General features: G+C 58.0%; 19 protein-coding genes. 14 read left to right on the plus strand and 5 right to left on the minus strand.

Annotated elements, in window-relative coordinates; genetic code table 11:
- Positions 1–32 precede the first annotated feature (32 nt).
- Positions 33–284 carry an FmdB family zinc ribbon protein gene (locus AB5Y82_RS17505; RefSeq protein WP_005337686.1) on the minus strand — a complete coding sequence of 84 codons (252 nt, stop codon included), beginning with the start codon at positions 282–284 and terminating at the stop codon, positions 33–35.
- A gap of 162 nt (positions 285–446) precedes the next feature.
- Between AB5Y82_RS17505 and AB5Y82_RS17510 the strand changes: the two genes are divergently transcribed.
- From AB5Y82_RS17510 to AB5Y82_RS17535, 6 genes are all read left to right on the plus strand, one after another.
- Positions 447–1,295 carry a DUF72 domain-containing protein gene (locus AB5Y82_RS17510; protein WP_111899515.1) on the plus strand — a complete coding sequence of 283 codons (849 nt, stop codon included), beginning with the start codon at positions 447–449 and terminating at the stop codon, positions 1,293–1,295.
- Positions 1,296–1,570: 275 nt separating this feature from the next.
- Positions 1,571–2,317, plus strand: coding sequence for a carboxy-S-adenosyl-L-methionine synthase CmoA (cmoA, locus tag AB5Y82_RS17515; protein ID WP_005353159.1), 747 nt, complete (start codon positions 1,571–1,573; stop codon positions 2,315–2,317).
- Complete coding sequence (gene cmoB / locus AB5Y82_RS17520) at positions 2,314–3,291, plus strand: tRNA 5-methoxyuridine(34)/uridine 5-oxyacetic acid(34) synthase CmoB (protein WP_368174304.1); 978 nt, start codon at positions 2,314–2,316, stop codon at positions 3,289–3,291. Before cmoA ends, cmoB begins: the two co-directional genes overlap by 4 nt.
- 52 nt (positions 3,292–3,343) lie before the next feature.
- Entirely contained in the window at positions 3,344–4,132 is a 789-nt protein-coding gene (locus tag AB5Y82_RS17525) for an ATP-dependent zinc protease (RefSeq protein ID WP_005337698.1), read from the plus strand.
- A gap of 3 nt (positions 4,133–4,135) precedes the next feature.
- Positions 4,136–5,674, plus strand: coding sequence for an inactive transglutaminase family protein (locus AB5Y82_RS17530; protein ID WP_005337699.1), 1,539 nt, complete (start codon positions 4,136–4,138; stop codon positions 5,672–5,674).
- 3 nt (positions 5,675–5,677) lie between these two features.
- A complete protein-coding gene (locus AB5Y82_RS17535; protein ID WP_005337700.1) occupies positions 5,678–6,643 on the plus strand; it encodes an alpha-L-glutamate ligase-like protein in 966 nt (321 codons plus the stop codon).
- Positions 6,644–6,979: 336 nt separating this feature from the next.
- Here AB5Y82_RS17535 and AB5Y82_RS17540 read toward each other — a convergent pair whose 3' ends face one another.
- Positions 6,980–7,582 (minus strand): peroxiredoxin C, encoded by a 603-nt coding sequence (locus AB5Y82_RS17540; protein ID WP_005337701.1) that lies wholly within the window; start codon positions 7,580–7,582, stop codon positions 6,980–6,982.
- A gap of 146 nt (positions 7,583–7,728) precedes the next feature.
- On the opposite strand from AB5Y82_RS17540, the gene AB5Y82_RS17545 reads away from it, so the two are divergent.
- The 3 genes from AB5Y82_RS17545 (at position 7,729) to AB5Y82_RS17555 (ending at position 9,768) form a co-directional block, all read left to right on the plus strand.
- Complete coding sequence (locus AB5Y82_RS17545; protein ID WP_005337702.1) at positions 7,729–8,637, plus strand: hydrogen peroxide-inducible genes activator; 909 nt, start codon at positions 7,729–7,731, stop codon at positions 8,635–8,637.
- 193 nt (positions 8,638–8,830) lie between these two features.
- Positions 8,831–9,280 carry a C40 family peptidase gene (locus AB5Y82_RS17550; protein ID WP_005337703.1) on the plus strand — a complete coding sequence of 150 codons (450 nt, stop codon included), beginning with the start codon at positions 8,831–8,833 and terminating at the stop codon, positions 9,278–9,280.
- 311 nt (positions 9,281–9,591) lie between these two features.
- Positions 9,592–9,768, plus strand: coding sequence for a hypothetical protein (locus AB5Y82_RS17555; RefSeq protein ID WP_005337704.1), 177 nt, complete (start codon positions 9,592–9,594; stop codon positions 9,766–9,768).
- Between the two features lie 169 nt (positions 9,769–9,937).
- Here the strand turns inward: AB5Y82_RS17555 and dsdC are convergent, their stop codons facing one another.
- Positions 9,938–10,882, minus strand: a complete 945-nt coding sequence (gene dsdC / locus AB5Y82_RS17560; RefSeq protein ID WP_111899514.1) for a DNA-binding transcriptional regulator DsdC — start codon at positions 10,880–10,882, stop codon at positions 9,938–9,940.
- A gap of 222 nt (positions 10,883–11,104) precedes the next feature.
- On the opposite strand from dsdC, the gene dsdX reads away from it, so the two are divergent.
- The 3 genes from dsdX to AB5Y82_RS17575 all read left to right on the plus strand — a co-directional run bounded on the left by dsdX (position 11,105) and on the right by AB5Y82_RS17575 (position 14,275).
- Positions 11,105–12,442 (plus strand): D-serine transporter DsdX, encoded by a 1,338-nt coding sequence (gene dsdX / locus AB5Y82_RS17565; protein ID WP_368174305.1) that lies wholly within the window; start codon positions 11,105–11,107, stop codon positions 12,440–12,442.
- A gap of 16 nt (positions 12,443–12,458) precedes the next feature.
- Positions 12,459–13,790, plus strand: coding sequence for a D-serine ammonia-lyase (locus AB5Y82_RS17570; RefSeq protein ID WP_182963584.1), 1,332 nt, complete (start codon positions 12,459–12,461; stop codon positions 13,788–13,790).
- Between the two features lie 308 nt (positions 13,791–14,098).
- Positions 14,099–14,275: a hypothetical protein gene (locus AB5Y82_RS17575; protein ID WP_005337712.1), complete on the plus strand. Its 177-nt coding sequence runs from the start codon at positions 14,099–14,101 to the stop codon at positions 14,273–14,275.
- A 72-nt stretch (positions 14,276–14,347) separates the two neighbouring features.
- On the opposite strand, the gene icd is transcribed toward AB5Y82_RS17575, so the two are convergent.
- Positions 14,348–15,601 (minus strand): NADP-dependent isocitrate dehydrogenase, encoded by a 1,254-nt coding sequence (gene icd, locus AB5Y82_RS17580; RefSeq protein ID WP_005347179.1) that lies wholly within the window; start codon positions 15,599–15,601, stop codon positions 14,348–14,350.
- Positions 15,602–15,757: 156 nt separating this feature from the next.
- Entirely contained in the window at positions 15,758–16,633 is an 876-nt protein-coding gene (locus AB5Y82_RS17585) for a helix-turn-helix transcriptional regulator (RefSeq protein WP_368174306.1), read from the minus strand.
- A 116-nt stretch (positions 16,634–16,749) separates the two neighbouring features.
- Between AB5Y82_RS17585 and manA the strand changes: the two genes are divergently transcribed.
- Entirely contained in the window at positions 16,750–17,940 is a 1,191-nt protein-coding gene (manA, locus tag AB5Y82_RS17590) for a mannose-6-phosphate isomerase, class I (RefSeq protein ID WP_368174307.1), read from the plus strand.
- Between the two features lie 643 nt (positions 17,941–18,583).
- On the plus strand, positions 18,584–21,280 hold the full coding sequence (locus tag AB5Y82_RS17595) for a GH92 family glycosyl hydrolase (protein ID WP_368174308.1): 2,697 nt from the start codon (positions 18,584–18,586) through the stop codon (positions 21,278–21,280).
- The last annotated feature ends 33 nt before the right edge of the window (positions 21,281–21,313 follow it).

A 21,313-nucleotide genomic window follows, 5' to 3' on the forward strand; every position in this document is an offset into this window, starting at 1 on the left:
GGACTTCTTCCTTCGAAATTGTAGAGAGACGGTTAACCTTGGGCCGCCGGGCACGACTGGCAAGCACCGTCTGTCTCACAGCTGGCCAGATTCTTTTTCTTACCCGGTTTGAAATCAGTCTCGTACCATCCGGTTCCCTTGAGCCGGAAGCCTGCCGCCGATATCAGCTTGACCAGATTCGGCTTGCTACAGGCCGGACAGTCGGTCAGGGGGGCATCGGAAAGCTTTTGCAGTTTTGCCAATTCATGGCCACAGACGTCGCAACGATATTCGTAGATAGGCATGGGTCACAAGAAATTGAAAAACAAAAGGGCTGGCATTATAGAGGAAAACCCCCTTTTGGGTAAAATGGCCAGCAGCCTCCTTTCGCCAGTTTTTTGCACTCGATGGCAAAAAGCGGGCAAAAAATCGGCACGAATGCACCAAGAGCGAAGAGAATAGCCACCATGAGCCTCTATTTGGGCCTGCCGCAGTGGTCCCACCCCAGCTGGCCCGGCCAGTTGCTGGGCCTTGGCGCCAAGCCTGCCGAACACCTCGCCCACTACGCGACCGTCTTCAACTCGGTGGAGGGTAACACCACCTTCTACGCCCTGCCGACACCGGACACGGTACAGCGCTGGGCCGATGCGGTGCCCGATCACTTTCGTTTCAACTTCAAATTTCCGCAAACCATCAGCCACCAGAGCGATCTGGTGAGCGCAGACAAACAAGTCGCCGACTTTATTCGCCTGCTTGCCCCGTTGCACGACAAGCTGGGGCTGCTCACCCTGCAGTTGCCCGCCCGTTTCGGGCCACAGGGGCTGGCCAGACTGGCGGCCTTTATCGATCGGCTGCCGCGGGCGTTTCGCTACGCCCTCGAAGTGCGCCACCCTGAGTTCTTCGCCAAGGGGGAGGCCGAGCGGGCATTGAACCGGCTGCTGATGGAACAGGATGTGAACCGGGTGATGCTCGACAGCCGGCCACTCTTCTCGGTGCCAGCAACCACGCCAGCCCTTGTCGATGCCCAAGGCAAGAAGCCACGCCTGCCGGTACATCTACTGGCCACCGCCAACGCTCCTATGGTGCGCTTTATCGGCCTGCCGGATCCGGCGGCCAATCACCCCTTCCTGCCCAGCTGGCTCCCCCACTGGCGCCAGTGGCTCGCGGAGGGCAAGGACCTCTACCTCTATATACATACTGCCGACAACGCCCAGGCACCTGAGCTGGCCCGTCAGATCACCCGCTTGCTGGAGCAGGAGATGGCCCCCTGGCCGGGGGAAAACGATCGCGCACGGCAGGGAGTGCTGCGCTTTTAGCCAACCCATTCTGCGGCCATCGTTTCGCTGCAAAAAAAGTGCTTTTTTGTGGCGTGGCAAGCCCTGGCGTCAAGACAAACGGCCATCAATCCTCTACACTACCGCCCCAAGTAAGGGTCCGGAACATGGCCCGTACGAACAGGACAGGTCCAAAGGATTTCACGACCAGCCACCCCGTTCGTAAACAGGTGATAAATCTACTCTGATGGGTGTCACCCAACGACTCAATTGAACAATACAGCCGGGTGATGTCCCGACTGTCAGGTTGCGCCAGCATGCATACCAAAGATCAAATTTTTGCCGCCCCGATCGCCCGATTGGGAGACTTCTGTTTTGACGAACAGGTCGTCGACGTTTTTCCCGATATGATCCAGCGCTCGGTGCCGGGTTACAGTAACATCATCTCCGCCATCGGCATGATGGCCGCCCGCTACGCCCAACCCGAGAGCCGACTCTATGATCTCGGCTGCTCACTGGGCGCCGCGACCCAGGCGATGCGTCGCCATGTCAGCCAGCCCGGCTGCCGCATCACCGCGGTGGATCTCTCCCATCCGATGATCGAGCGCGCCCGCGCCCACCTCTCCGGTTTCAAATCCGAGGTGCCGGTGGAGCTGGTGGAAGCAGATATCTGCGACATCGAGATCGAGAACGCCTCCGTGGTGGTGCTCAACTTCACTCTGCAATTTGTCGAGCCAGAAAAACGGGCCGCCCTGATCCAGCGCATTCACGATGGTCTGCGCCCGGGCGGGATCCTGATCCTGAGCGAAAAGTTCCGCTTCGAAGATGAACCAGTCAACGAGCTGCTCATCGATCTGCATCTCGACTTCAAGCGGGCCAATGGCTACAGCGAGCTGGAGATCAGCCAGAAACGCACTGCCCTTGAGAACGTGATGCGCACCGACAGCCTGCCGGTGCATCAGGCACGCCTGCGGGATGCCGGTTTCGTCCATCAGGATCTCTGGTTCCAGTGCTTCAACTTCGGCTCCATGATTGCCATCAAATCCAGCGACGCCCAGCCATGATCGACTTTGCCAATTTCTATCAACTGATTGCCAAAAACCGGCTGAGCCACTGGCTGCATACCCTGCCCGCCCAGCTGCACGCCTGGCAACATGACAACCAGCATGGCGACCTGCCGCGCTGGAACCGCGCCCTCAACAAGCTACCGGTGGTCTCCCCCGGCAACATCGAGCTGAAAAGCCGGGTCGAGATTGGCTCGGCCGAGAGCCTTGGCGAAGGTGAACGCAAGAAGGTCGAGAGCCTGCTGCGCCACTTCATGCCCTGGCGCAAGGGGCCGTTCACCGTGCACGGCATCCACATCGACACCGAGTGGCGCTCTGACTGGAAGTGGGATCGGGTGCTGCCCCATATCAGCCCGCTCGAAGGGCGTTACGTGCTGGATGTGGGTTGCGGCAGCGGCTACCACCTCTGGCGCATGGTGGGTGAAGGGGCCAAGCTGGCGGTCGGCATCGACCCTAGCCCGCTGTTCCTCTGCCAGTTCGAGGCCATTCGCCACTTCGCGGGCAATGATCAGCGCGCCCACCTGCTGCCGCTCGGTATTCAGGAGCTGCCGGAGCTGCGTGCCTTTGACACCGTCTTCTCCATGGGGGTGCTCTATCACCGCAAATCCCCCATCGAGCACATCGAGCAGCTGCGCAATCAATTGACAGATGATGGCGAGCTGGTGCTGGAGACGCTAGTGATTGACGGCGGGGTCAACGACGTGCTGATGCCCACCGATCGTTACGGCAAGATGCGCAACGTCTGGTTTATTCCCTCAAGCCGCGCCCTCAAGCTGTGGGTCGAGCGCTGCGGCTTCACCGACGTGCGGATAGTAGACGAGAATATGACCAGCACCGACGAACAGCGTCGTACCGACTGGATGATTAATGAATCCCTGAGTGACTATCTGGATCCAGACAATCCGGCACTCACGGTAGAAGGACACCCGGCGCCGAAACGTGCCGTACTGATTGCCCGCAAGGCCAAAGACTAGCCGATGGCGATTCAGGAAGTTACACTGACCCAATTCCAGGAAGCACAGTTAAATGAATGACATGAAAAGCAAATTAAAAGGAATGACCCTGCTCTCCCTGCTTAGTCTCGGCGGGTGTGTCAATATGGAAAAAGCGCCTCAGGTTCCTGCTCTGACGCTGGCCGAGCTTCGTAGCGAGCTGAGCCAGAGCGAGCAGCGCCTGCAAACATCCATGGAACAGCAACAGAAGCAGTATGTGCAGCAACAGCACCTGCTGGTTCAGCTCAACACAGATGTCACCAATATGAAAGAGTCCGTCAAGCAAGTAGACCACAAGCTCGCCACCCTCCCCTCCGAGCCGCCCAAGCCGATGGCCATCCCCACCGAGAAGTGCCCGGCCCCCAATCAGGGTCACACCATCGATGGCAAGCTGATGGTCGGTGAAGCCGAGTGGATCTGGGTTGATGCTGCCAACGACGCCTTCCAGGCGCGGGTCGATACCGGTGCGACCACCTCCTCCATCAGTGCGCAGGAGATCACCATTTTCGAGCGCAACGGCAAAAACTGGGTGCGCTTCTTCCTGAGCCATCAGGAAGTGGACGACAAGATCCAGATCGAAGCGCCGCTGGTGCGCCATGTGCGGGTGCGTCAGGCCTCTGCCGACGATCTGGACCGCCGTCCGGTAGTGCGTCTGGCCGTGCGCATTGGCGACATGACCGAGAAAGCCGAATTTACCCTGAAAGACCGTAGCGACATGACCTTCCCTGTGCTGCTGGGTCGCGAATTTTTGAAAGACATCGCCGTGGTTGATGTGGCCCGCGAATATATCCAACCCAAACCCAAGCTCAAGGATGTGAAATAATCCATGGTTTCCCGTAAGCCGTTCTATTTGCTGGTAGCCCTGCTGTACATTGTCGGCCTGGGGATGACGATCTATCACCATATCGCGTTGGATGTACCGCTGACGCCCGGTGAAAAGCGCCAGATCTGGTCCATCGAAGCCAAGCTGGAGTTCGAGGCGACCGGTGAGCCGGTGATCGCCTCTCTGGCCATTCCGGGCACCCAGCCCGGTTTCACCCTGATGAACGAGAACGCCGCCAGCCCCGGCTACGGCCTCTCCTTCGTCGAGAAAGATGGCGATGCCCGCGCAGAGTGGTCCATCCGCACCGCCTCTGGCCGTCAGGAGCTTTACTACCGCGTCGACATGATGGCGGATGCCCATGCCAAACCGGCCGCCAATCCGCAGCCGCCTGCCATCGAGAAGCAGATCGAGAGTGAGCCTTATGCCACCGCGATGAAGCAGATCCTCGAGCGGGCGCAGGAGCGCTCTGCCGACGGCTACACCCTGACTCGCGAGATCATCAAGGAGATCGAGAAGCAGGAGCAGAACGCCGAGCTGCTGAAAAAGCACAAGAGCCGCGCCAACCTGATCGCCGAGCTGCTCAACAATGCTGACGTCCCCACCCGCGTGGTGCATGCTCTGAATCTGGAAGATGGCCGCCGTCGTCAGGAGCTGGTGGATTATCTGCAGGTATTCAACAGCCCGACCGACTACAAGCTGTTCAACCCGCAAACCGGTGAACAGGGTCGTCCGGCCAACCTGCTGCTGTGGGAATACAACTCCGGCGCCCTGCTGGACGTGACCGGTGGTCACAACTCCCGTGTCAGCTTCTCGATGATCGAACAGGAGCAGCCGGTCAGCGTGGCACTGGCGCAGAAGTTCGAAAAATCAGAGATGATGAACTTCTCCATCCACAGCCTGCCGCTGGAAGAGCAGACCCTGTTCAAGGGCTTGCTGCTGATCCCGATCGGCGTGCTGATGGTGGTGTTCCTGCGGGTTCTGGTTGGGATCAAGACCTCAGGTACCTTTATGCCTGTGCTGATCGCGGTCGCCTTTATCCAGACCTCGCTGGTCACCGGTCTCATCGGCTTCCTGCTGATCGTCGGCACCGGTCTCATCATCCGCTCCTATTTGTCGCGGCTTAACCTGCTGTTGGTCGCCCGAATATCGGCCATCATCATCATGGTTATCTCGATGATCGGTATCTTCTCCGCGTTCGCCTTCAAGCTGGGGCTGACCGACGGTATGAAGATCACCTTCTTCCCGATGATCATCCTCTCCTGGACCATCGAACGGATGTCCATCCTGTGGGAAGAAGAGGGCCCGAAAGAGGTGTTCCGCCAAGGCGGTGGCTCTCTGCTGGTGGCTGTCATCGCCTATCTGGCCATGGATAACGAGCTTATTCGTCACCTCACCTTCAACTTCCTCGGCCTGCAGCTGGTGCTGATGGCGACCGTGCTGTTGATGGGTAACTACACCGGCTACAAGCTGAGCGAACTGAAGCGCTTCAAGCCGCTGGTGGACGAGATGAAATCTGGCGTCACCCCAGGTAAGGACAAGTAACCGATGTGGTTCTGGGAAAAATACACCACCCCGTGGAGCCTGTCCCAATCAGGCATCCTCGGCATGAACAAGCGCAATCACTCCTACATCAGCCGCTACAATCCGCGCAGCCTCTATCCGCTGGTGGATGACAAGCTGCAGACCAAGCAAATTGCGCTGGATGCAGGGGTCACCGTGCCTGAGCTGATCGGTACCATCCGTGCCCAGCACGATGTGGGTCGCATCACCGAGCTGGTAAAAGATTGGCCGGGCTTCTGCATCAAGCCGGCCCGTGGCTCGGGCGGCAAGGGGATCCTGGTGATCCTGCGTCAGGAAGATGGCCTTTTCTACAAGCCCAACGGCAGCGCCTCCAACGGTCAGGATCTGGAGCGCCATGTCTCCAACATTCTGGCGGGGCTCTATTCGCTTGGCGGCAAACCCGACGTGGCGCTGGTTGAAGGCCTCATCAACTTTGATGATGTGTTCGACGGCTACTCTTTTGAAGGGGTTCCCGATGCCCGGGTCATTATCTTCAAGGGGTTCCCGGTGATGGCGATGATGCGCCTCTCCACCGCCGCCTCCGATGGCAAGGCGAACCTGCACCAGGGCGCCGTGGGGGTGGGTCTGTGCCTGCGTACCGGTCGTGCCCTGCGGGCAGTGCAGTTTGGCAATCCGCTGCGCCACCATCCGGACACCGGCCTCGACCTCTATGAGCTCAAGGTGCCCCACTGGGATACCCTGCTCACCCTGGCCGCCTCCTGCTACGAGATGTCGGGTCTGGGTTATATCGGTACCGATATGGTGCTGGACAAGTTCCGCGGCCCCATGCTGCTGGAGCTCAATGCCCGTCCTGGTCTTGCCATCCAGATCGCCAACGGTCGCGGCCTGGTGCCCAACCTCAAGACCATCGAGAAACTGGGACAGGTTAAGATGAACGTGGAGCAGCGGGTCAATTTCGCCAAGGATCACTTCGGGATCTTTGAGGAGTAACACCTCCGCTTGTGAACTGAGCGCGCCTATGGCGCGCTTTTTTTATGGCGATTGTCTGTCGGCATATCCCCCCACCCAGCCATACGGATCAGCACCTCATTTCGAAACGATGAGTACGCCAGCGAACGGCTGCTTGGAATAGCGAGGAGAGCGATGGAACGATGGAACGATGGAACGATGGAACGATGGAACGATGGAACGATGGAACGATGGAACGATGGAACGATGGAACGATGGAACGAGAAGAGTGTGACCGCAATGTCAGGGGATGGATAAATCTCAGGTATAAAAAAACCGGCGCCAAGGCGCCGGTTCTTCACGCAGAGTGCAGCCCGATTACAGGGAGTCAGCATTCTCGGACAGGTACTTGGCAACGCCGTCCGGAGAGGCTTGCATACCTTTTTTGCCTTTTTCCCACTGAGCCGGGCACACTTCGCCGTGCTCTTCGTGGAATTGCAGGGCATCGACCATGCGCAGCATCTCGTCGATGTTGCGGCCCAGCGGCAGATCGTTGACAACCTGATGGCGAACGACACCGTTCTTGTCAATCAGGAAGGAACCACGGAACGCCACACCGGCTTCCGGATGCTCAACGTCATAGGCTTTGCAGATTTCGTGTTTCACGTCGGCGATCAGCGGGTACTTGACCTGACCGATACCGCCATCTTCCACTTTGGTGTTACGCCATGCGTTGTGGGAGAACTGGGAATCGATGGAAACACCGATCACTTCCACGCCACGCTTCTGGAACTCTTCATAACGGTGATCGAAGGCAATCAGCTCAGACGGGCAGACGAAGGTGAAATCGAGCGGGTAGAAGAAGACAACGGCAGCTTTGCCTTTGATGTGGGATGACAGGTTGAATGAATCAACGATCTCGCCATTACCCAGAACAGCTGCGGCGGTAAAATCGGGTGCGGGACGGCCTACCAATACCATATTCAATTCCTCTTTATGTGAAGTGAACAATCCGGTGAGGATTGGGCTACCTAGAGCCAAGTCCATCTAATTCAAGCGACAAACTATAGACCCGGTGGTAGATTAGTTAAATCAAATTAAATAGATAGCATTAATCGGGTTTTTCTATGCAACGTTGGCCCAGCCTCAAACAGCTGCAATATCTGGTCGCTCTCGATGAGCACAAGAACTTCAACCGCGCCGCCAAGGCCTGTCATGTCAGCCAGTCGACCCTGAGTACCGGGATCCAGACGCTGGAGGACATGATGAACCTGCAACTGGTGGAGCGGGACCACAAGAGCTTCATTATGACCCCGGTCGGCATGGAAATCGTCGAGCGCGCTCGCAATTTGCTCTCCGATGCGCGGGATCTCATGGAGCTCGGACAACATCAGGGTGGCGTGATGCAGGGGACGGTACGTCTTGGCTGCATTCCCACCATCGCCCCCTTCCTGCTGAGCAAGCTGCTGAAAGAGTGCAGCAAAACCTATCCTGACCTCGAATTGTTGCTGCGTGAAGACACCACCAGCAATCTGCTCAAGCAGCTGGAACAGGGTCAGCTCGACTTGCTGATCCTCGCCCTGCCCATCGAGATCGGGGGATTTCACTGCAAGACCGTCGGCCAGGATCCGTTCCACATGGTGATGCCCGCCAGCATGGCGGCCGGCCTGCATACCCCGTTCGACTACAAGGAGCTGCCCAACCAGAGCATCTTCCTGCTGGAACGGGAGCACTGCCTCACCGAGCACGCAGTGAGCGCCTGTCGCCTGCGGGACAAGAGCAAGATCAACCCGTTTGCTGCAACCAGCCTGCACACCTTGGTGCAGATGGTGGAAGCGGGTCTTGGCACCACCTTCCTGCCACAGATGGCCATCGATGCCGGCATTCTTGCCAACTCCGATCTGGTGGCCATCCCGCTGCCGGGAGAGACCTCCTATCGCGAGATCGGTCTGGTCTGGCGCCCCAGCACCACCCGGGTGCAGACCTTCTACAAGCTGGCCGAGCTGCTTAAACCGCTGATCAGCCACAACGAGTGACAACAAACGCCAGCCCTCGGCTGGCGTTTTTCAGTTCCCCGCCACATTTTTCCTATCGGAGACTAGGTCTGGAGCCAGATCCCTGTTTATGATGGAAAAGTTGTCGCGTGCCCTCCTGCCGCCAGAGCGATTTGGCAGGATATGGCGTTCGATAAATGTCTCGTTTGGTAGACCCGTCCGTGGAGAGAGCCCGATGTATCGCAAGCTGCTGCTATCCCTGCTGACTCTGCTGCTGGCCGCCTGTTCCAGCACGCCGGAGCCGCCTCCGGCCCCCCGGCAGAGCAGTGCCTTCGATGGCTTCTACCAACAGTGGCGCGGTGTTCCCTACCGCATGGGCGGCGCCAGCCGCGCCGGGCTAGACTGCTCCGCCTTCACCCAGCTCGCCTACAGTCAGGTGCTGGGCTTCAACCTGCCAAGAACCACCGAATCTCAGGCCAGCATTGGCAAACCGGTGGATCGCTACCGGCTGCAACACGGGGATCTGGTCTTCTTCAAGACCGGCTGGCAGCAATACCATGTGGGGGTCTACACAGGTGCCGGCGAGTTTATTCACGCCTCCACCAGCAAGGGAGTGATCCGCTCCCGCCTCGACAACGTCTACTGGAACAGTCGCTACTGGCAGGCACGTCGGGTGACCCAGTAACCACTCAAACGCCTGCTTGCGGCACAAGTTGCGTGCCGATACTCTCCGTCAATCCCTGTCGCGATGTCGGGACTCACAACCCGCGCTTATAACTCAATTGGCCCCAAAGCCTGCATATCACACCATTTTGTGATAAGGTGGTGGCCAATTTTTAACACTTTCGCCTTTTTCTCATACGCTCTCTGTCCTGATTGACAACACGCGCGGCGATAACAAGCAACGCGCGGCGAAAGTGGAGTGTGGCGCGACACTGCCGGACGGGTGTCCCACAGCTGCAGTATCAAGGGTTAAATAGATAAGGAGATCGTGCAATGAAACAGTATCAAAGCTGGCTGGGGCAATACCTGATGAGTCGCCGTGACGGTGACCACGCCATGGCATGCGAGATGGCGAGTTCCATCTGCGAGTTCTGGCAGCAGCAGGGTGATGAAAACGAACTGGACAAGTGGCAGCAGATTTACCAGAACCATCTGGAAAAGACCACCTGATCCCGACCGTTGCCTTGCTGCCAGCCACCCGGTGTTGGCAGCAAGGCCACTCGCGACCAACCACCATCAGCCAACCCCTCTCCCCCCTATTTTCCTGCTACGTTAAACCGCTACCTTCGTTCACTCGCGCTTTACCATCTTCATTTTGCTCTTGCGCACCGGCCTCTGTTCATTCCATCTCGGCAGCCATTTCCTGCGCCCAGTCGATAAAGGCCTGGATCTTGGGACACGCCCGATTGGGCAGGGTCGCCATGTAATAACGCTGCTCGCACTTGACCTCCAGCCCGGCAAAAGGGGCCACCAGCTCGTTGCGTGCCAGTCGCTTGCTCACCAGATTCTTGCGCCCCATGGCGATCCCGGCGTGATTCATAGCGGCGATGATGGCGAGATCCGAGCGATCAAAACCCATGCTCAGCTGGCATGCCTCGAGGCTGACCCCGGCGTGGCGAGCCCAGCAGCTCCATTCATCGGTATCCGAGTCAAATCCCCATGCCTGCCGATCATGGAGCAGCCGGCACAAGGACAAGTTGGCGGGATTGCCGACAAGCCCGTGCTGCTCGGCATATTCCGGGCTGCAGACCGGCAGCATGAACTCATCCATCAGTGGGTGGATGGCAAGCCGCTCCGGGCTCTTCTCATCGAAATAGAGGGTCAAATCGATGCCATAACCATGCAGGTTGATGTTCTCGTTGCCGGTGATGATATTGAGCTCGATCTGTGGATGCAGGCGGGAGAAATCAGCCAACCTGGGCACCAGCCAGCACTGGGCGATGGAGGGACGCGAATAGATGGTCAGGGTACCGGAGAGCTCCTGATTCTTGATCTCCAGGATCTCCTGATTGATGAACTCCAGCGAAGATTTGAGCGCCCAGAACACCCGCTGCCCATCCGCCGTCAGTACCACCTTGCGGTGAAAACGCTCAAAGAGCTTGAACCCCAGCTCCTCTTCCAGCGCGCTGATCCGGTGGCTCACGGCACTGGGACTCAGCGACAATTCATCAGCCGCCATGGCAAAGGATCCGTGGCGGGCGGCCGCCTCGAAGGTGTGCAGCTTGGCCAACTGGTAGCCGCTCAACAGCTTGTTGCGCGATATGTAATTATCCCCGTTATACATTCATCCCCCTCTTCGCAATGGCCGTCGATGATACACCCACAGGCCACTTTCAGGATGAAACCAAAAGACCCAAAGAGTGTGATTTCGATACATTGTGACCAATGTAGCGCCTTTGCATCACCTCAACTCATCCAAGTGGCTGATTTCATCATTTGTCAGCCCCGCCTCATTTTCATTCAATAGCGCATAAACAATCACACACAACAGATGTCGAGGCACAGTATGAGTTCAGAGGTATGGGTCATCGCTACCTTGCTAAGTAGCATCGTTCTTATCGTGGTTACCATAGTGAAGGGCAAGGTGCATCCTTTCCTCGCCCTGCTGCTGGCGAGCTTCTATGTCGGCACCCTGATGGGGATGAACCCGGTCAACATGGTCAATGCCATGGAAGCGGGCATTGGCGGCACGCTAGGCTTTCTCGCCGCCGTCATCGGTCTTGGCACCATACTTGGCAAGATGATGGAGGTGTCAGGGGCAGCGGAGCGCATCGGTCTCGCCCTGCAGAGATGCCGCTGGCTCTCGCCTCAGGTCATCATGGTACTGGTCGGTCTAGTGTGCGGCATCACCCTGTTTGTCGAAGTGGGGGTAGTGCTGCTGATCCCGCTCGCCTTCTCCATCGCCCGCAAGACCAGAACCTCGCTGCTGACCCTGGCCATTCCGCTCTGCACCTCCCTGATGGCCGTGCACTGCATAGTGCCGCCCCACCCTGCTGCCCTCTATGTCACCAATCAGCTGGGCGCCGATGTGGGTTCTGTCATCGTCTATGGTCTGGCGGTCGGCCTCTTTGCCTCGCTTATCGGCGGCCCGCTGTTCCTCAAACTGCTGGGCAACCGGCTCCCTTTCAAGGAGGTGCCCTCTGCCTTTGCCGACATCAAGGCCCGCGATGAAGCCACTCTCCCGACCTTGAGCGCCTCGCTCTTTACCGTGCTGCTGCCCATCCTGCTGATGCTGGCCAAGACGGTCGCCGAGCTCAATATGGAGCACGCCAGCCACCTCTACACCGTGCTGGAGTTTATCGGCAACCCCATCACCGCCATGTTTATCGCCGCCTTCACCGCCTACTACGTGCTGGGGATCCGCCAGCAGATGAAGATGGAAGGGCTGCTCAACAAGACCGAGGAGTGTTTCTCATCCATCGCCAATATCCTGCTCATCATCGGGGCGGGTGGCGCCTTCAACGGGGTGCTCAAAGCCAGCGGGCTGGGCGACTCTCTGGCCACTATCCTCTCACAGCTGGATATGCACCCCATTCTGCTGGCCTGGCTGGTGGCCATCGTGCTGCACGCCGCCGTGGGCTCCGCCACCGTCGCCATGATGGGCGCCACCGCCATCGTCTCCCCCATCATGGTGCACTACCCGAACATCAGCCCGGAGATCATGACCCTGGCCATCGGCTCCGGTGCTATTGGCTGCACCATGGTGACCGACTCTCTGTTCTGGCTGGTCAAGCAGTATTGCGGCGCCACCCTGAACGAAACGCTCAAGTACTACACCACCGCCACCTTGGTCGCCTCCCTGATGGCGCTGGCCGGTACCTTCCTGCTCTCCTATATCGTGTAACAAGACCGAGAACACTATGAAAAACATCGATGTACAACAGCTCACAGCGCAATTTCCACTAGTGCAATCCCTGATCGCGCTTGAGCCAGTCACCTGGTTCAACCCCAACACCACCACTCTGGCTGCCGGTCTGCCCTATGTGGGGCTCGATAACAACAATGTGGCGGACGCTTCCGCTCGGCTGGCCCGCTTCGCCCCCTACATGTGCGAAGTCTTCCCCGAGACCCGCGCCAGCAACGGCATTCTGGAGTCCGAGATCGCCGCTATTCCGGCGATGCAGGCTACGCTCAACCAGCGCTACGGGGTCGAGGTCACCGGTCGACTGCTGCTGAAAAAAGACAGTCACCTGCCCATCTCCGGCTCCATCAAGGCCCGTGGCGGTATCTACGAGGTGCTGACTCACGCCGAACAGTTGGCGATCAAGGCGGGACTGCTCTGCGAAGAGGATGACTACCGCAAACTGTTCAGCGACGAGTTTCGCCAGTTCTTCAGCCAGTACAGCATCGCAGTGGGCTCTACCGGCAACCTTGGCATGTCCATCGGCATCATGAGCGCCAAGCTCGGTTTTACCGTCACCGTCCACATGTCGGCCGATGCGCGGGAGTGGAAGAAGCGCAAGCTGCGTGAACACGGCGTCATCGTGGTCGAATATGCCGAAGATTACGGGGTGGCGGTGGAACAGGGGCGCAAAGAGGCCGAACGCGACCCCAACTGCTTCTTTATCGATGATGAGAACTCCCGCACCCTGTTCCTCGGCTACTCGGTGGCGGGCGAGCGGGTGAAAAAGCAGTTCGACGAGATGGGTATCAAGGTGGATGCCGACCACCCGCTGTTTGTCTACCTGCCCTGCGGCGTGGGTGGCGGCCCGGGCGGCGTGGCCTTTGGTCTCAAGCTCGCGTTCGGGGATAACGTTCACTGCTTCTTCGCCGAGCCCACTCACTCCCCCTGCATGTTGCTGGGGGTCCACACCGGATTGCACGATGCCATTGCGGTGCAGGATCTGGGCATCGACAACCTCACCGCAGCCGACGGCCTCGCGGTAGGTCGCGCCTCCGGCTTCGTCGGCCGCGCCATGGAACGGCTGCTCAATGGCTTCTACACCCTGAGCGATCAGGAGATGTATGACCTGCTCGGACTGCTGGCGCGCGATGAGCTGATCACACTCGAACCCTCCGCTCTGGCTGGTATGGCTGGCCCATGGCGGGTGGCAGCCAATCCCGAGTGGCTAACCGGGCGCGGTTGCGATGCCGCAACCATGGCACAGGCCACCCATCTGGTGTGGGCCACCGGCGGTGGCATGGTGCCCGCCGAAGAGATGGCAAAGTACCTGGCCAGCGCCAAGATCTAGGCTTTTTCGCCACATTTATCTGCAAATCAACCCGCCATCACGGCGGGTTTTCTGTTTTGGGAACAAGGGGATGGGGCAGTTCTGTCGCAATCCATGGCGACAATTTCCCCAAGTTGGTCAGTTTGTGCTAAAATGGCGCTCATTTTTTGACATCTCGCGTCACGTTCGCCGCCAGATTGCCCATCAGGCTCTCTGCCCGGGCCGTGACTTTGCACCATCATGCCTGATGATGTTCCCCCCAGGATGAGCCGACAGGCTCCCGTCAAGGTGGGCACCCTCAAGGGCACATGAGATAAGGAGATCGGGTAATGAAACAATATCAAAGCTGGCTGGGAGATTATCTGATGAGTCGACGTGACGGAGATCACGCGATGGCTTCGGAACTTGCCAACACCATCTGCGCCTTCTGGAAGGCCCAGGGTGATGAAGCAGAAACCAGCAAATGGCAGCAACGCTATCAGCAACACGTAGAGCAGGCGCAATAAGCCCCTTCACTCTTTCGCGATAAAAAAACCGGCGCACATGGCGCCGGTTTTGCGTTTCTGGCAAGCAGCAGATTACATCTGGTCGATCATGTCCTGAGCAAACTGGGAGCAGGAGCGCAGGGTGGCCCCTTCCATCAGACGCTCGAAGTCATAGGTGACGGTCTTGTTGCGGATCGCCGCTTCCATCCCCTTGATGATGAGATCGGCCGCTTCGACCCAGCCCATGTGGCGCAGCATCATCTCGGCAGAGAGGATCAGGGAGCCCGGATTAACCTTGTCCTGACCGGCATATTTCGGTGCAGTGCCGTGGGTCGCCTCGAACAGAGCCACACCATCGCCGATGTTGGCACCCGGCGCGATACCGATACCGCCTACCTGAGCGGCCAGCGCGTCGGAGATGTAGTCGCCGTTGAGGTTCATACAGGCGATGACGTCATACTCGGCCGGGCGCAGCAGGATCTGCTGCAGGAAGGCGTCGGCGATGACATCCTTGATGACGATGGTCTTGCCGGTTTTCGGGTTCTTGAAGGAGCACCAGGGGCCGCCGTCGATCAGCTGGGCACCGTACTCGTTCTGGGCCAGAGCATAGCCCCAATCCTTGAAGGCACCTTCGGTGAACTTCATGATGTTGCCCTTGTGCACCAGGGTCACGGAGTCGCGATCGTTGTCGATGGCATACTCGATAGCGGCACGCACCAGACGCTCGGTACCGGCCTTGGACATCGGCTTGATGCCGATCCCGCAGGACTCGGGGAAGCGAATTTTCTTCACGCCCATCTCGTTTTGCAGGAAGGCGATCACCTTGTTCGCTTCGGCACTGTCGGCCTTCCACTCGATACCGGCGTAGATGTCTTCGGCGTTTTCGCGGAAGATCACCATGTCGGTCAGATCAGGACGCTTCACCGGGCTCGGGGTGCCGTCGTAGTAACGCACCGGGCGCAGGCAGATGTAGAGATCCAGCTCCTGACGCAGAGCCACGTTGAGAGAGCGGATACCGCCACCGACCGGCGTGGTCAGCGGGCCCTTGATGGCCACACAGTATTCGCGAATGAAATCGAGGGTTTCGGCCGGCAGCCAGGCACCTTCGCCATAGACATGAGTCGACTTCTCGCCGGTGTAGATCTCCATCCAGGCGATCTTGCGCTCGCCCTTGTAGGCTTTCTCGACCGCAGCATTCACCACATTCAACATGGCCGGGGTTACGTCAACACCGATGCCATCCCCTTCAATAAACGGAATGATCGGATGGTTGGGAACCTGCAGCTTGCCGTTGGCATCGACTGTGATTTTCTGACCCTGGGTCGGGATTACTACTTTGCTTTCCATCGGCATCTCCTAACTTCCGTTTGTTATCAACTTGTTTGTTGCGCGCGGCCATCTTAGCCCATTCATTTTCATAATAAAACGACAAGAAAGCATGTCAGACCAAAGAGGTAGCCACCCGCCAGTGCGCCGTCACCACGCCTTCCCGACACAGCCCCGTTATACCTCCAGCTCGCTGGCCGCAGCCTGCGGCTGACTCAGGGAACGATACTGGGAAGGGGTCAAGCCGGTCTTCTGTTTGAACACCCGGCAGAAGTAGTTCACGTCGGTAAACCCGCAGCGATTGGCGACCTCTTCGAGACGGAAGCGATACTTTTTCAGCATAAACTTGGCCCGCTCCAGCCGCACCCAGCTGATGTAGTCCGCTAGCCGCATGTGCCCCTGCTGGCGGAACAGGCGTGAGAGATGGCTGGGTGAGAGATTGAAGCGGGCGGCGATGCATTCGCGACTGATGGGGCGGTGGAAATTTTCCTGAATGTAGATGCAGATGCCGTGAAAAAGATCGGAGCCACGAGGACGACCGCTCTCCGACTCCACCAGCAACTGCCGTGAGTAACTGAGCAGCGCCTGCAGCAGGTAATTGTCCATCGGCGCCCTTATCGGCTCCTGCGCCAGGGTATTAAGAGAAAGCAGGATATGATCGAGCGCCCGTCCGGCACCGGCCTGAATACTGTGCTTCTGCACATCAAAGAAACCGGTATCCCCCTTGTGCTTGCTCACCAGACTAAAGCCTATCTGACGTTTGCCGAACAACAGGCTGAGCACGGAACAATCATTGTCCCAATCCGGCTTGTTCCAGCCGTTGGGGGGAATGTACATCGCCTCCCGCTGACCCATCTGAACCGACTGTACATCCCCTTCCGGGGACCAGATCTGGTTGAGATAGTGACCGCTGAAGACCAGCTCGAGACGCGGGAAGTTGACCTGATAACTGAAGCAGGGTGGTACCCCTTTGTCAGAGGCAAACAACACCTTCTCAAAGCCTTCCCCCTCACTTAGAAAGCCATCCAACAGCTGGGTAAAGATGATACTCATGAATGATCCTGATCAAGATGCAGAGAGCAACCGATTGCGGTGCGCTGCCCCTGCCATGCTATAGTCCGCGCCAGACTGAAATTCCCAAAAAATCGTTCTGATACAAGGAGCCATCCATGAGCTACCCGCCGTTTTTTCTAATGTGCAACCCGATCCAGGATTATGTCTGGGGCAGTCGTGACTCCCTGACCACGCTGTTTGGCATCAAAAATCCCGAAGGCAAACCACAAGCTGAACTGTGGATGGGCGCTCACCCCAATGGCTGCTCCGAAGTAACCCTGGCAGGCGAGACCGTGAAGCTTTCCAGCCTGATTGACGCCAACCCCGTCGCCATGTTGGGTGAAGCTACCCAGGCTCGTTTCGGCTCACTCCCCTTCCTGTTCAAGGTGCTCTGCGCCGAGCAAGCCCTCTCCATTCAGGTACACCCGAGCAAGGCACAGGCCGAAGCCGGTTTTGCCAGAGAAGAGGCCGCGGGCATCGATATCAAGGCGAGCAACCGCAACTACAAGGATCCGAACCACAAGCCGGAGCTGGTCTTTGCCCTCACCCGCTATCAGGCGATGAACGGCTTTCGCGCCATCCCGGCCATCCTGGCCCTGTTCGATCGCATGGCGCTGCCCGCACTGGTCGACCTGACCGCGGCGCTTCGCCAGTCACAGGATGAAGCTGGCCTGCAGCACTTCTTCCACCAGTTGCTGATCCTCAGCGGTGATCGCAAGGACGAGGCGCTGGCTGGCCTGCTGGCATATGCCGCCGCCCATCAGGATGAAGAGACTTTCGCCACCATCAGCAATCTGGCCAACCAGTACCCGGGGGATGTGGGGCTCTTCTCGCCGTTGCTGCTCAACGTGGTGACACTTGAGCCAGGTCAGGCGATGTTCCTCGATGCCCAGACCCCCCACGCCTACATCCACGGCACTGGCCTCGAGATCATGGCCAACTCCGACAACGTGCTGCGTGCCGGTCTGACCCCCAAATACATGGATGTGCCGGAGCTGCTGGCCTGCACCCGCTGTGTCGCCAAACCGGACGACCAGATCCTGCTCACCCCTCGCATGGAAGGCACAGTACAGCACTTCGACGTGCCGGTACCGGACTTCACCTTCAGCGTATATGGCGCAGGCGAACATGCCCTCACCACCGGCAATGCCGAGATCCTGTTCGCCATCGATGGGCCCATCACCCTCATTGGCCAAGATGGCGAGCGTCTGACACTGACCATAGGGCAATCTGCATTTGTACCCGCCAGCACCGGCGATTATCGCGTGACGGCTGAAGGGCGTTTTGCCCGCGCCAGCAACCGCTGATCCTGGTGGGCCATCGACTCATCACCGTCTGTTCAAAGGGCCCAGCAGGGCTCTTTTTTTCAGCTCATCTGATCATGTGGAGCCCGATACGACTCACAAAATCGGCCATTTAACTCAACGTTGAAGAATAACACGTTGACTTATAATGATTAATATCATTTAGCCTCCCTGGTCACGCCACCCTGCGGTTATGCGAGCCAGCTCACACCCTTCCCCACACGTCATAAAAATCCAGTTAATGCCATTTTTTTCCTCTGTCCCAGGATATTAATCAACGAAATAATAGAAACCGTTAATTTACAGGCAGCAGGAAAAACATTTAAGAGCATTTATATATTCCAGATGTAACACAGCTCAGCCACTTATTTCATAAGTGTAAGGGGCGATTTTTTAAATCAGGCTATGGGTGCCTGTTATTTTCCTGCGCATTTATTTTTCCGCCTGTATGGACAGATCGTTTTCACTATCATTTTTATCTGGCGGATATTCCCCCCACCCGTCACCCTCTATATCCAGTGACAGTCGGGGTAATACATGCAGATGGCTCTCTCATCCGGCAGATATTCATTGGCTGGCCCGGCGTTCTGCATTACCTGTTTTGATACGTTCGATACCCTACTTTCATTAACCTGTGGCGACAAATATGAAACTGAAACGTTCCCTGCTCGCGTGTGCCGTACTGGCTGGCCTGGTTGGTATATCCGGTTGTCAAAATGACTCGGATACCGCTGTCGATAACAATAAAGAGACTAACTTCTCCCGTTACGTCAATCCGTTCATCGGCACAGGTAATTTGGGCAACACCTATCCCGGCGCCACGACCCCGCATGGCATGGTGCAGCTGTCGCCCAATAATGGGGCCAATGGCTGGGAATATATCTCCGGCTATTACTACCACGACAACCGCCTCGCCGGGTTTTCCCACACTCACCTCTCGGGGGCCGGAGCTGGAGATCTCAACGATATTCTGGTGATGCCGATCAACTCACGCTCCAATTTCATGCTGAACGAGGGGTCGGCCTCACTGAATCTGGAGGCCTCCCGCTACAGCCACAAGGATGAAGAGGCAACGGCGGGCTACTACAAGGTCAATCTGAAAGATTACGGGATCAAGGCCGAGCTGACCGCCTCGGATCGGGTGGGGGTTCATCGCTACACCTTCCCGCAAGATAAAAAATCGGAAATCGTGGTCAACCTCGGCTTCAAGGTCAACTGGGACTACACCTCCGACTCCTATCTGAAATGGGACAAAACCCACAACCGGATCGAGGGCCATCGCTTCTCTGACGGCTGGGCCCCCAGCCAGAAAGAGTTCTTCGTGATGGAGTTCGACCAGCCCATCAAAAACATCCGCTTCGCCTACTTTGACAAAGACCAAAACCGCTATCTGGACCTGCCGGAAGGCACCACCGAGATCGGCAACGAGACCCGTGGCAAATATCAGTACGCGCGTGCCTATGTGGAATTTGATACCGCGGCGGCGGGCTTGATCGTCGAGGCCAAGGTAGCCCTCTCCAACGTCGAGATCGGCCGGGATGGCAACGCTGGCGCCTCACTCAACATGACCGAAGTGGCCAATATGTCGTTTGACGATGTCCGTCAGGCTGCGACCCAAAAATGGGAAAAGGAGCTGGGCAAGATCCGGGTCAGTGGGGATGAGGAGTACAAACAGACCTTCTATACCGCGCTCTACCACACCTATCTGGGCCAGACCATTCACTCTGATCTGGACGGACGCTACCGCCAGGTGCATCAGGGGCGCAACGCCTATCCGGATGGCAACACACCGTGGGGCGAGCAGATCGATACCCTCAAGGAGTCGGTTCGCACCGCCGATGCCAACCGGGATGGCAAAGCGGACTTTACCCGTTACGACACCTTCTCCCTGTGGGACACCTACCGTGCAGTACAACCCCTCTCGTCACTGCTGGAGCCGGATCGCCTCGCCGATGTGGTGCTCTCCATGCTCTCCTACGCCGAGGAGGAGTGGATGGACGATCTGGGCAACCTGCGCAAGGGCAGATTGCCGGAGTGGACCTTCAAGGGTAACGAGACCGGCATGATGATGGGGATGCACTCCACGCCGGTGATCCACGACGTGCTCTCCAAAGGCTCGCTGGACAGACGGATGATCGCGCTGGGCTTCAGTGATGCGGAACGTCAGGAGATCAAGGAACGACTGGTGACAGCCATGATCACCGACGCCCGCGCAGCCACCAGCCAGGGGGTTGCCTGGATCAAGGAGTACGAGCAGCAAGGCTATGTGCCGGCCCAGTTGCATGACACTCCGCCGGGCAATGACTGGGAATCGCACTCCCCCTTCAAGGATGCCTGGACCTCATCCTACTCGCTGGAGTACTCCATGAATGACTGGGCGATCGCCCAATCGATCAAGGCAGTATTTGGTGAAAGTGACCCCCGCTATCAGGAGTTTGCCGATCGATCCAAGAACTGGCAGGCGCAGTTTGACTTTGGCGGCAAGCAGTACAAGGGGTGGTTCAAGGCCCGCGACTACGCTGGCAACTTCATTGATGCCGGTTGGGTAGACCCGAAAACCGGCCGGGCAGTGGGCAAGGATTGGCGCCCCGACATGTTCAACTGGTCATTCGCCGAGTCCAACGGTTGGCAATACGCCTTCAGCGTTCAACATGACATTCATGGCCTGGTCGATCTGATGACCCGGTTCGACCAGACCCAGAATCCTCAGGCCAAACGGGGCGAACTGTTTGCCAAACGGCTGGACGAGTATTGGAGCACCTATCCGGATCGCAACGCTGGCGACAACCAGTTCCCGGTATTCAACACCGGCAACGTGGGACAGCATGTGCAGGGCAACGAGCCCGATATCCATGTGCCCTACCTCTACAACTACGTAGGACAGCCCTGGAAGGGACAGGCCGCCATCGTTGCAGCCACCAACGTCTGCTACAAGAACACCCCTGACGGCATCTGTGGCAACGATGACTTTGGCACCCTCTCTGCCTGGTTCGTGTTCCGGGCGCTGGGCTTCTTCCCGGTCAATGCCTCCTCCGGCATCTACGAGATTGGCTCCCCCATGTTCGAAACCGCCTCGCTCGATGTGGGAGCGGGCAAGCAGTTCACCGTCTCGGCCCAGAATGTCAGCCGCGACAACATCTACATCCAGTCCGCTCGCCTCAATGGCAGCGAGTTCAATCGCAGCTACCTCACCCATGAGGAAATCCTCAGTGGCGGCAAGCTTGAATTCGTGATGGGCGATAGCCCTAACCAGAATTGGGGCAGCCAGCCGGAAGATCTGCCGCCCGCGCAAGGTATCGGCACCTTCCTGCACGAAGGCAACCTGCCTGCCGGTTCCCGTTAATCACCTGTTCGGGGGAGGGTTCCCTCCCCCATC

This window comes from Aeromonas sp. s13 (assembly GCF_040907905.1).
In the GTDB taxonomy this organism is placed as follows: Bacteria; Pseudomonadota; Gammaproteobacteria; order Enterobacterales; family Aeromonadaceae; genus Aeromonas; species Aeromonas veronii.

What these genes read in the sequence shown, in the direction of transcription:
- AB5Y82_RS17505 (WP_005337686.1), bottom strand. Translation starts at nt 284, where the DNA reads ATGCCTATCTACGAATATCGTTGCGACGTCTGTGGCCATGAATTGGCA.
- AB5Y82_RS17510 (WP_111899515.1), top strand. Translation starts at nt 447, where the DNA reads ATGAGCCTCTATTTGGGCCTGCCGCAGTGGTCCCACCCCAGCTGGCCC.
- cmoA (WP_005353159.1), top strand. Translation starts at nt 1,571, where the DNA reads ATGCATACCAAAGATCAAATTTTTGCCGCCCCGATCGCCCGATTGGGA.
- cmoB (WP_368174304.1), top strand. Translation starts at nt 2,314, where the DNA reads ATGATCGACTTTGCCAATTTCTATCAACTGATTGCCAAAAACCGGCTG.
- AB5Y82_RS17525 (WP_005337698.1), top strand. Translation starts at nt 3,344, where the DNA reads ATGAATGACATGAAAAGCAAATTAAAAGGAATGACCCTGCTCTCCCTG.
- AB5Y82_RS17530 (WP_005337699.1), top strand. Translation starts at nt 4,136, where the DNA reads ATGGTTTCCCGTAAGCCGTTCTATTTGCTGGTAGCCCTGCTGTACATT.
- AB5Y82_RS17535 (WP_005337700.1), top strand. Translation starts at nt 5,678, where the DNA reads ATGTGGTTCTGGGAAAAATACACCACCCCGTGGAGCCTGTCCCAATCA.
- AB5Y82_RS17540 (WP_005337701.1), bottom strand. Translation starts at nt 7,582, where the DNA reads ATGGTATTGGTAGGCCGTCCCGCACCCGATTTTACCGCCGCAGCTGTT.
- AB5Y82_RS17545 (WP_005337702.1), top strand. Translation starts at nt 7,729, where the DNA reads ATGCAACGTTGGCCCAGCCTCAAACAGCTGCAATATCTGGTCGCTCTC.
- AB5Y82_RS17550 (WP_005337703.1), top strand. Translation starts at nt 8,831, where the DNA reads ATGTATCGCAAGCTGCTGCTATCCCTGCTGACTCTGCTGCTGGCCGCC.
- AB5Y82_RS17555 (WP_005337704.1), top strand. Translation starts at nt 9,592, where the DNA reads ATGAAACAGTATCAAAGCTGGCTGGGGCAATACCTGATGAGTCGCCGT.
- dsdC (WP_111899514.1), bottom strand. Translation starts at nt 10,882, where the DNA reads ATGTATAACGGGGATAATTACATATCGCGCAACAAGCTGTTGAGCGGC.
- dsdX (WP_368174305.1), top strand. Translation starts at nt 11,105, where the DNA reads ATGAGTTCAGAGGTATGGGTCATCGCTACCTTGCTAAGTAGCATCGTT.
- AB5Y82_RS17570 (WP_182963584.1), top strand. Translation starts at nt 12,459, where the DNA reads ATGAAAAACATCGATGTACAACAGCTCACAGCGCAATTTCCACTAGTG.
- AB5Y82_RS17575 (WP_005337712.1), top strand. Translation starts at nt 14,099, where the DNA reads ATGAAACAATATCAAAGCTGGCTGGGAGATTATCTGATGAGTCGACGT.
- icd (WP_005347179.1), bottom strand. Translation starts at nt 15,601, where the DNA reads ATGGAAAGCAAAGTAGTAATCCCGACCCAGGGTCAGAAAATCACAGTC.
- AB5Y82_RS17585 (WP_368174306.1), bottom strand. Translation starts at nt 16,633, where the DNA reads ATGAGTATCATCTTTACCCAGCTGTTGGATGGCTTTCTAAGTGAGGGG.
- manA (WP_368174307.1), top strand. Translation starts at nt 16,750, where the DNA reads ATGAGCTACCCGCCGTTTTTTCTAATGTGCAACCCGATCCAGGATTAT.
- AB5Y82_RS17595 (WP_368174308.1), top strand. Translation starts at nt 18,584, where the DNA reads ATGAAACTGAAACGTTCCCTGCTCGCGTGTGCCGTACTGGCTGGCCTG.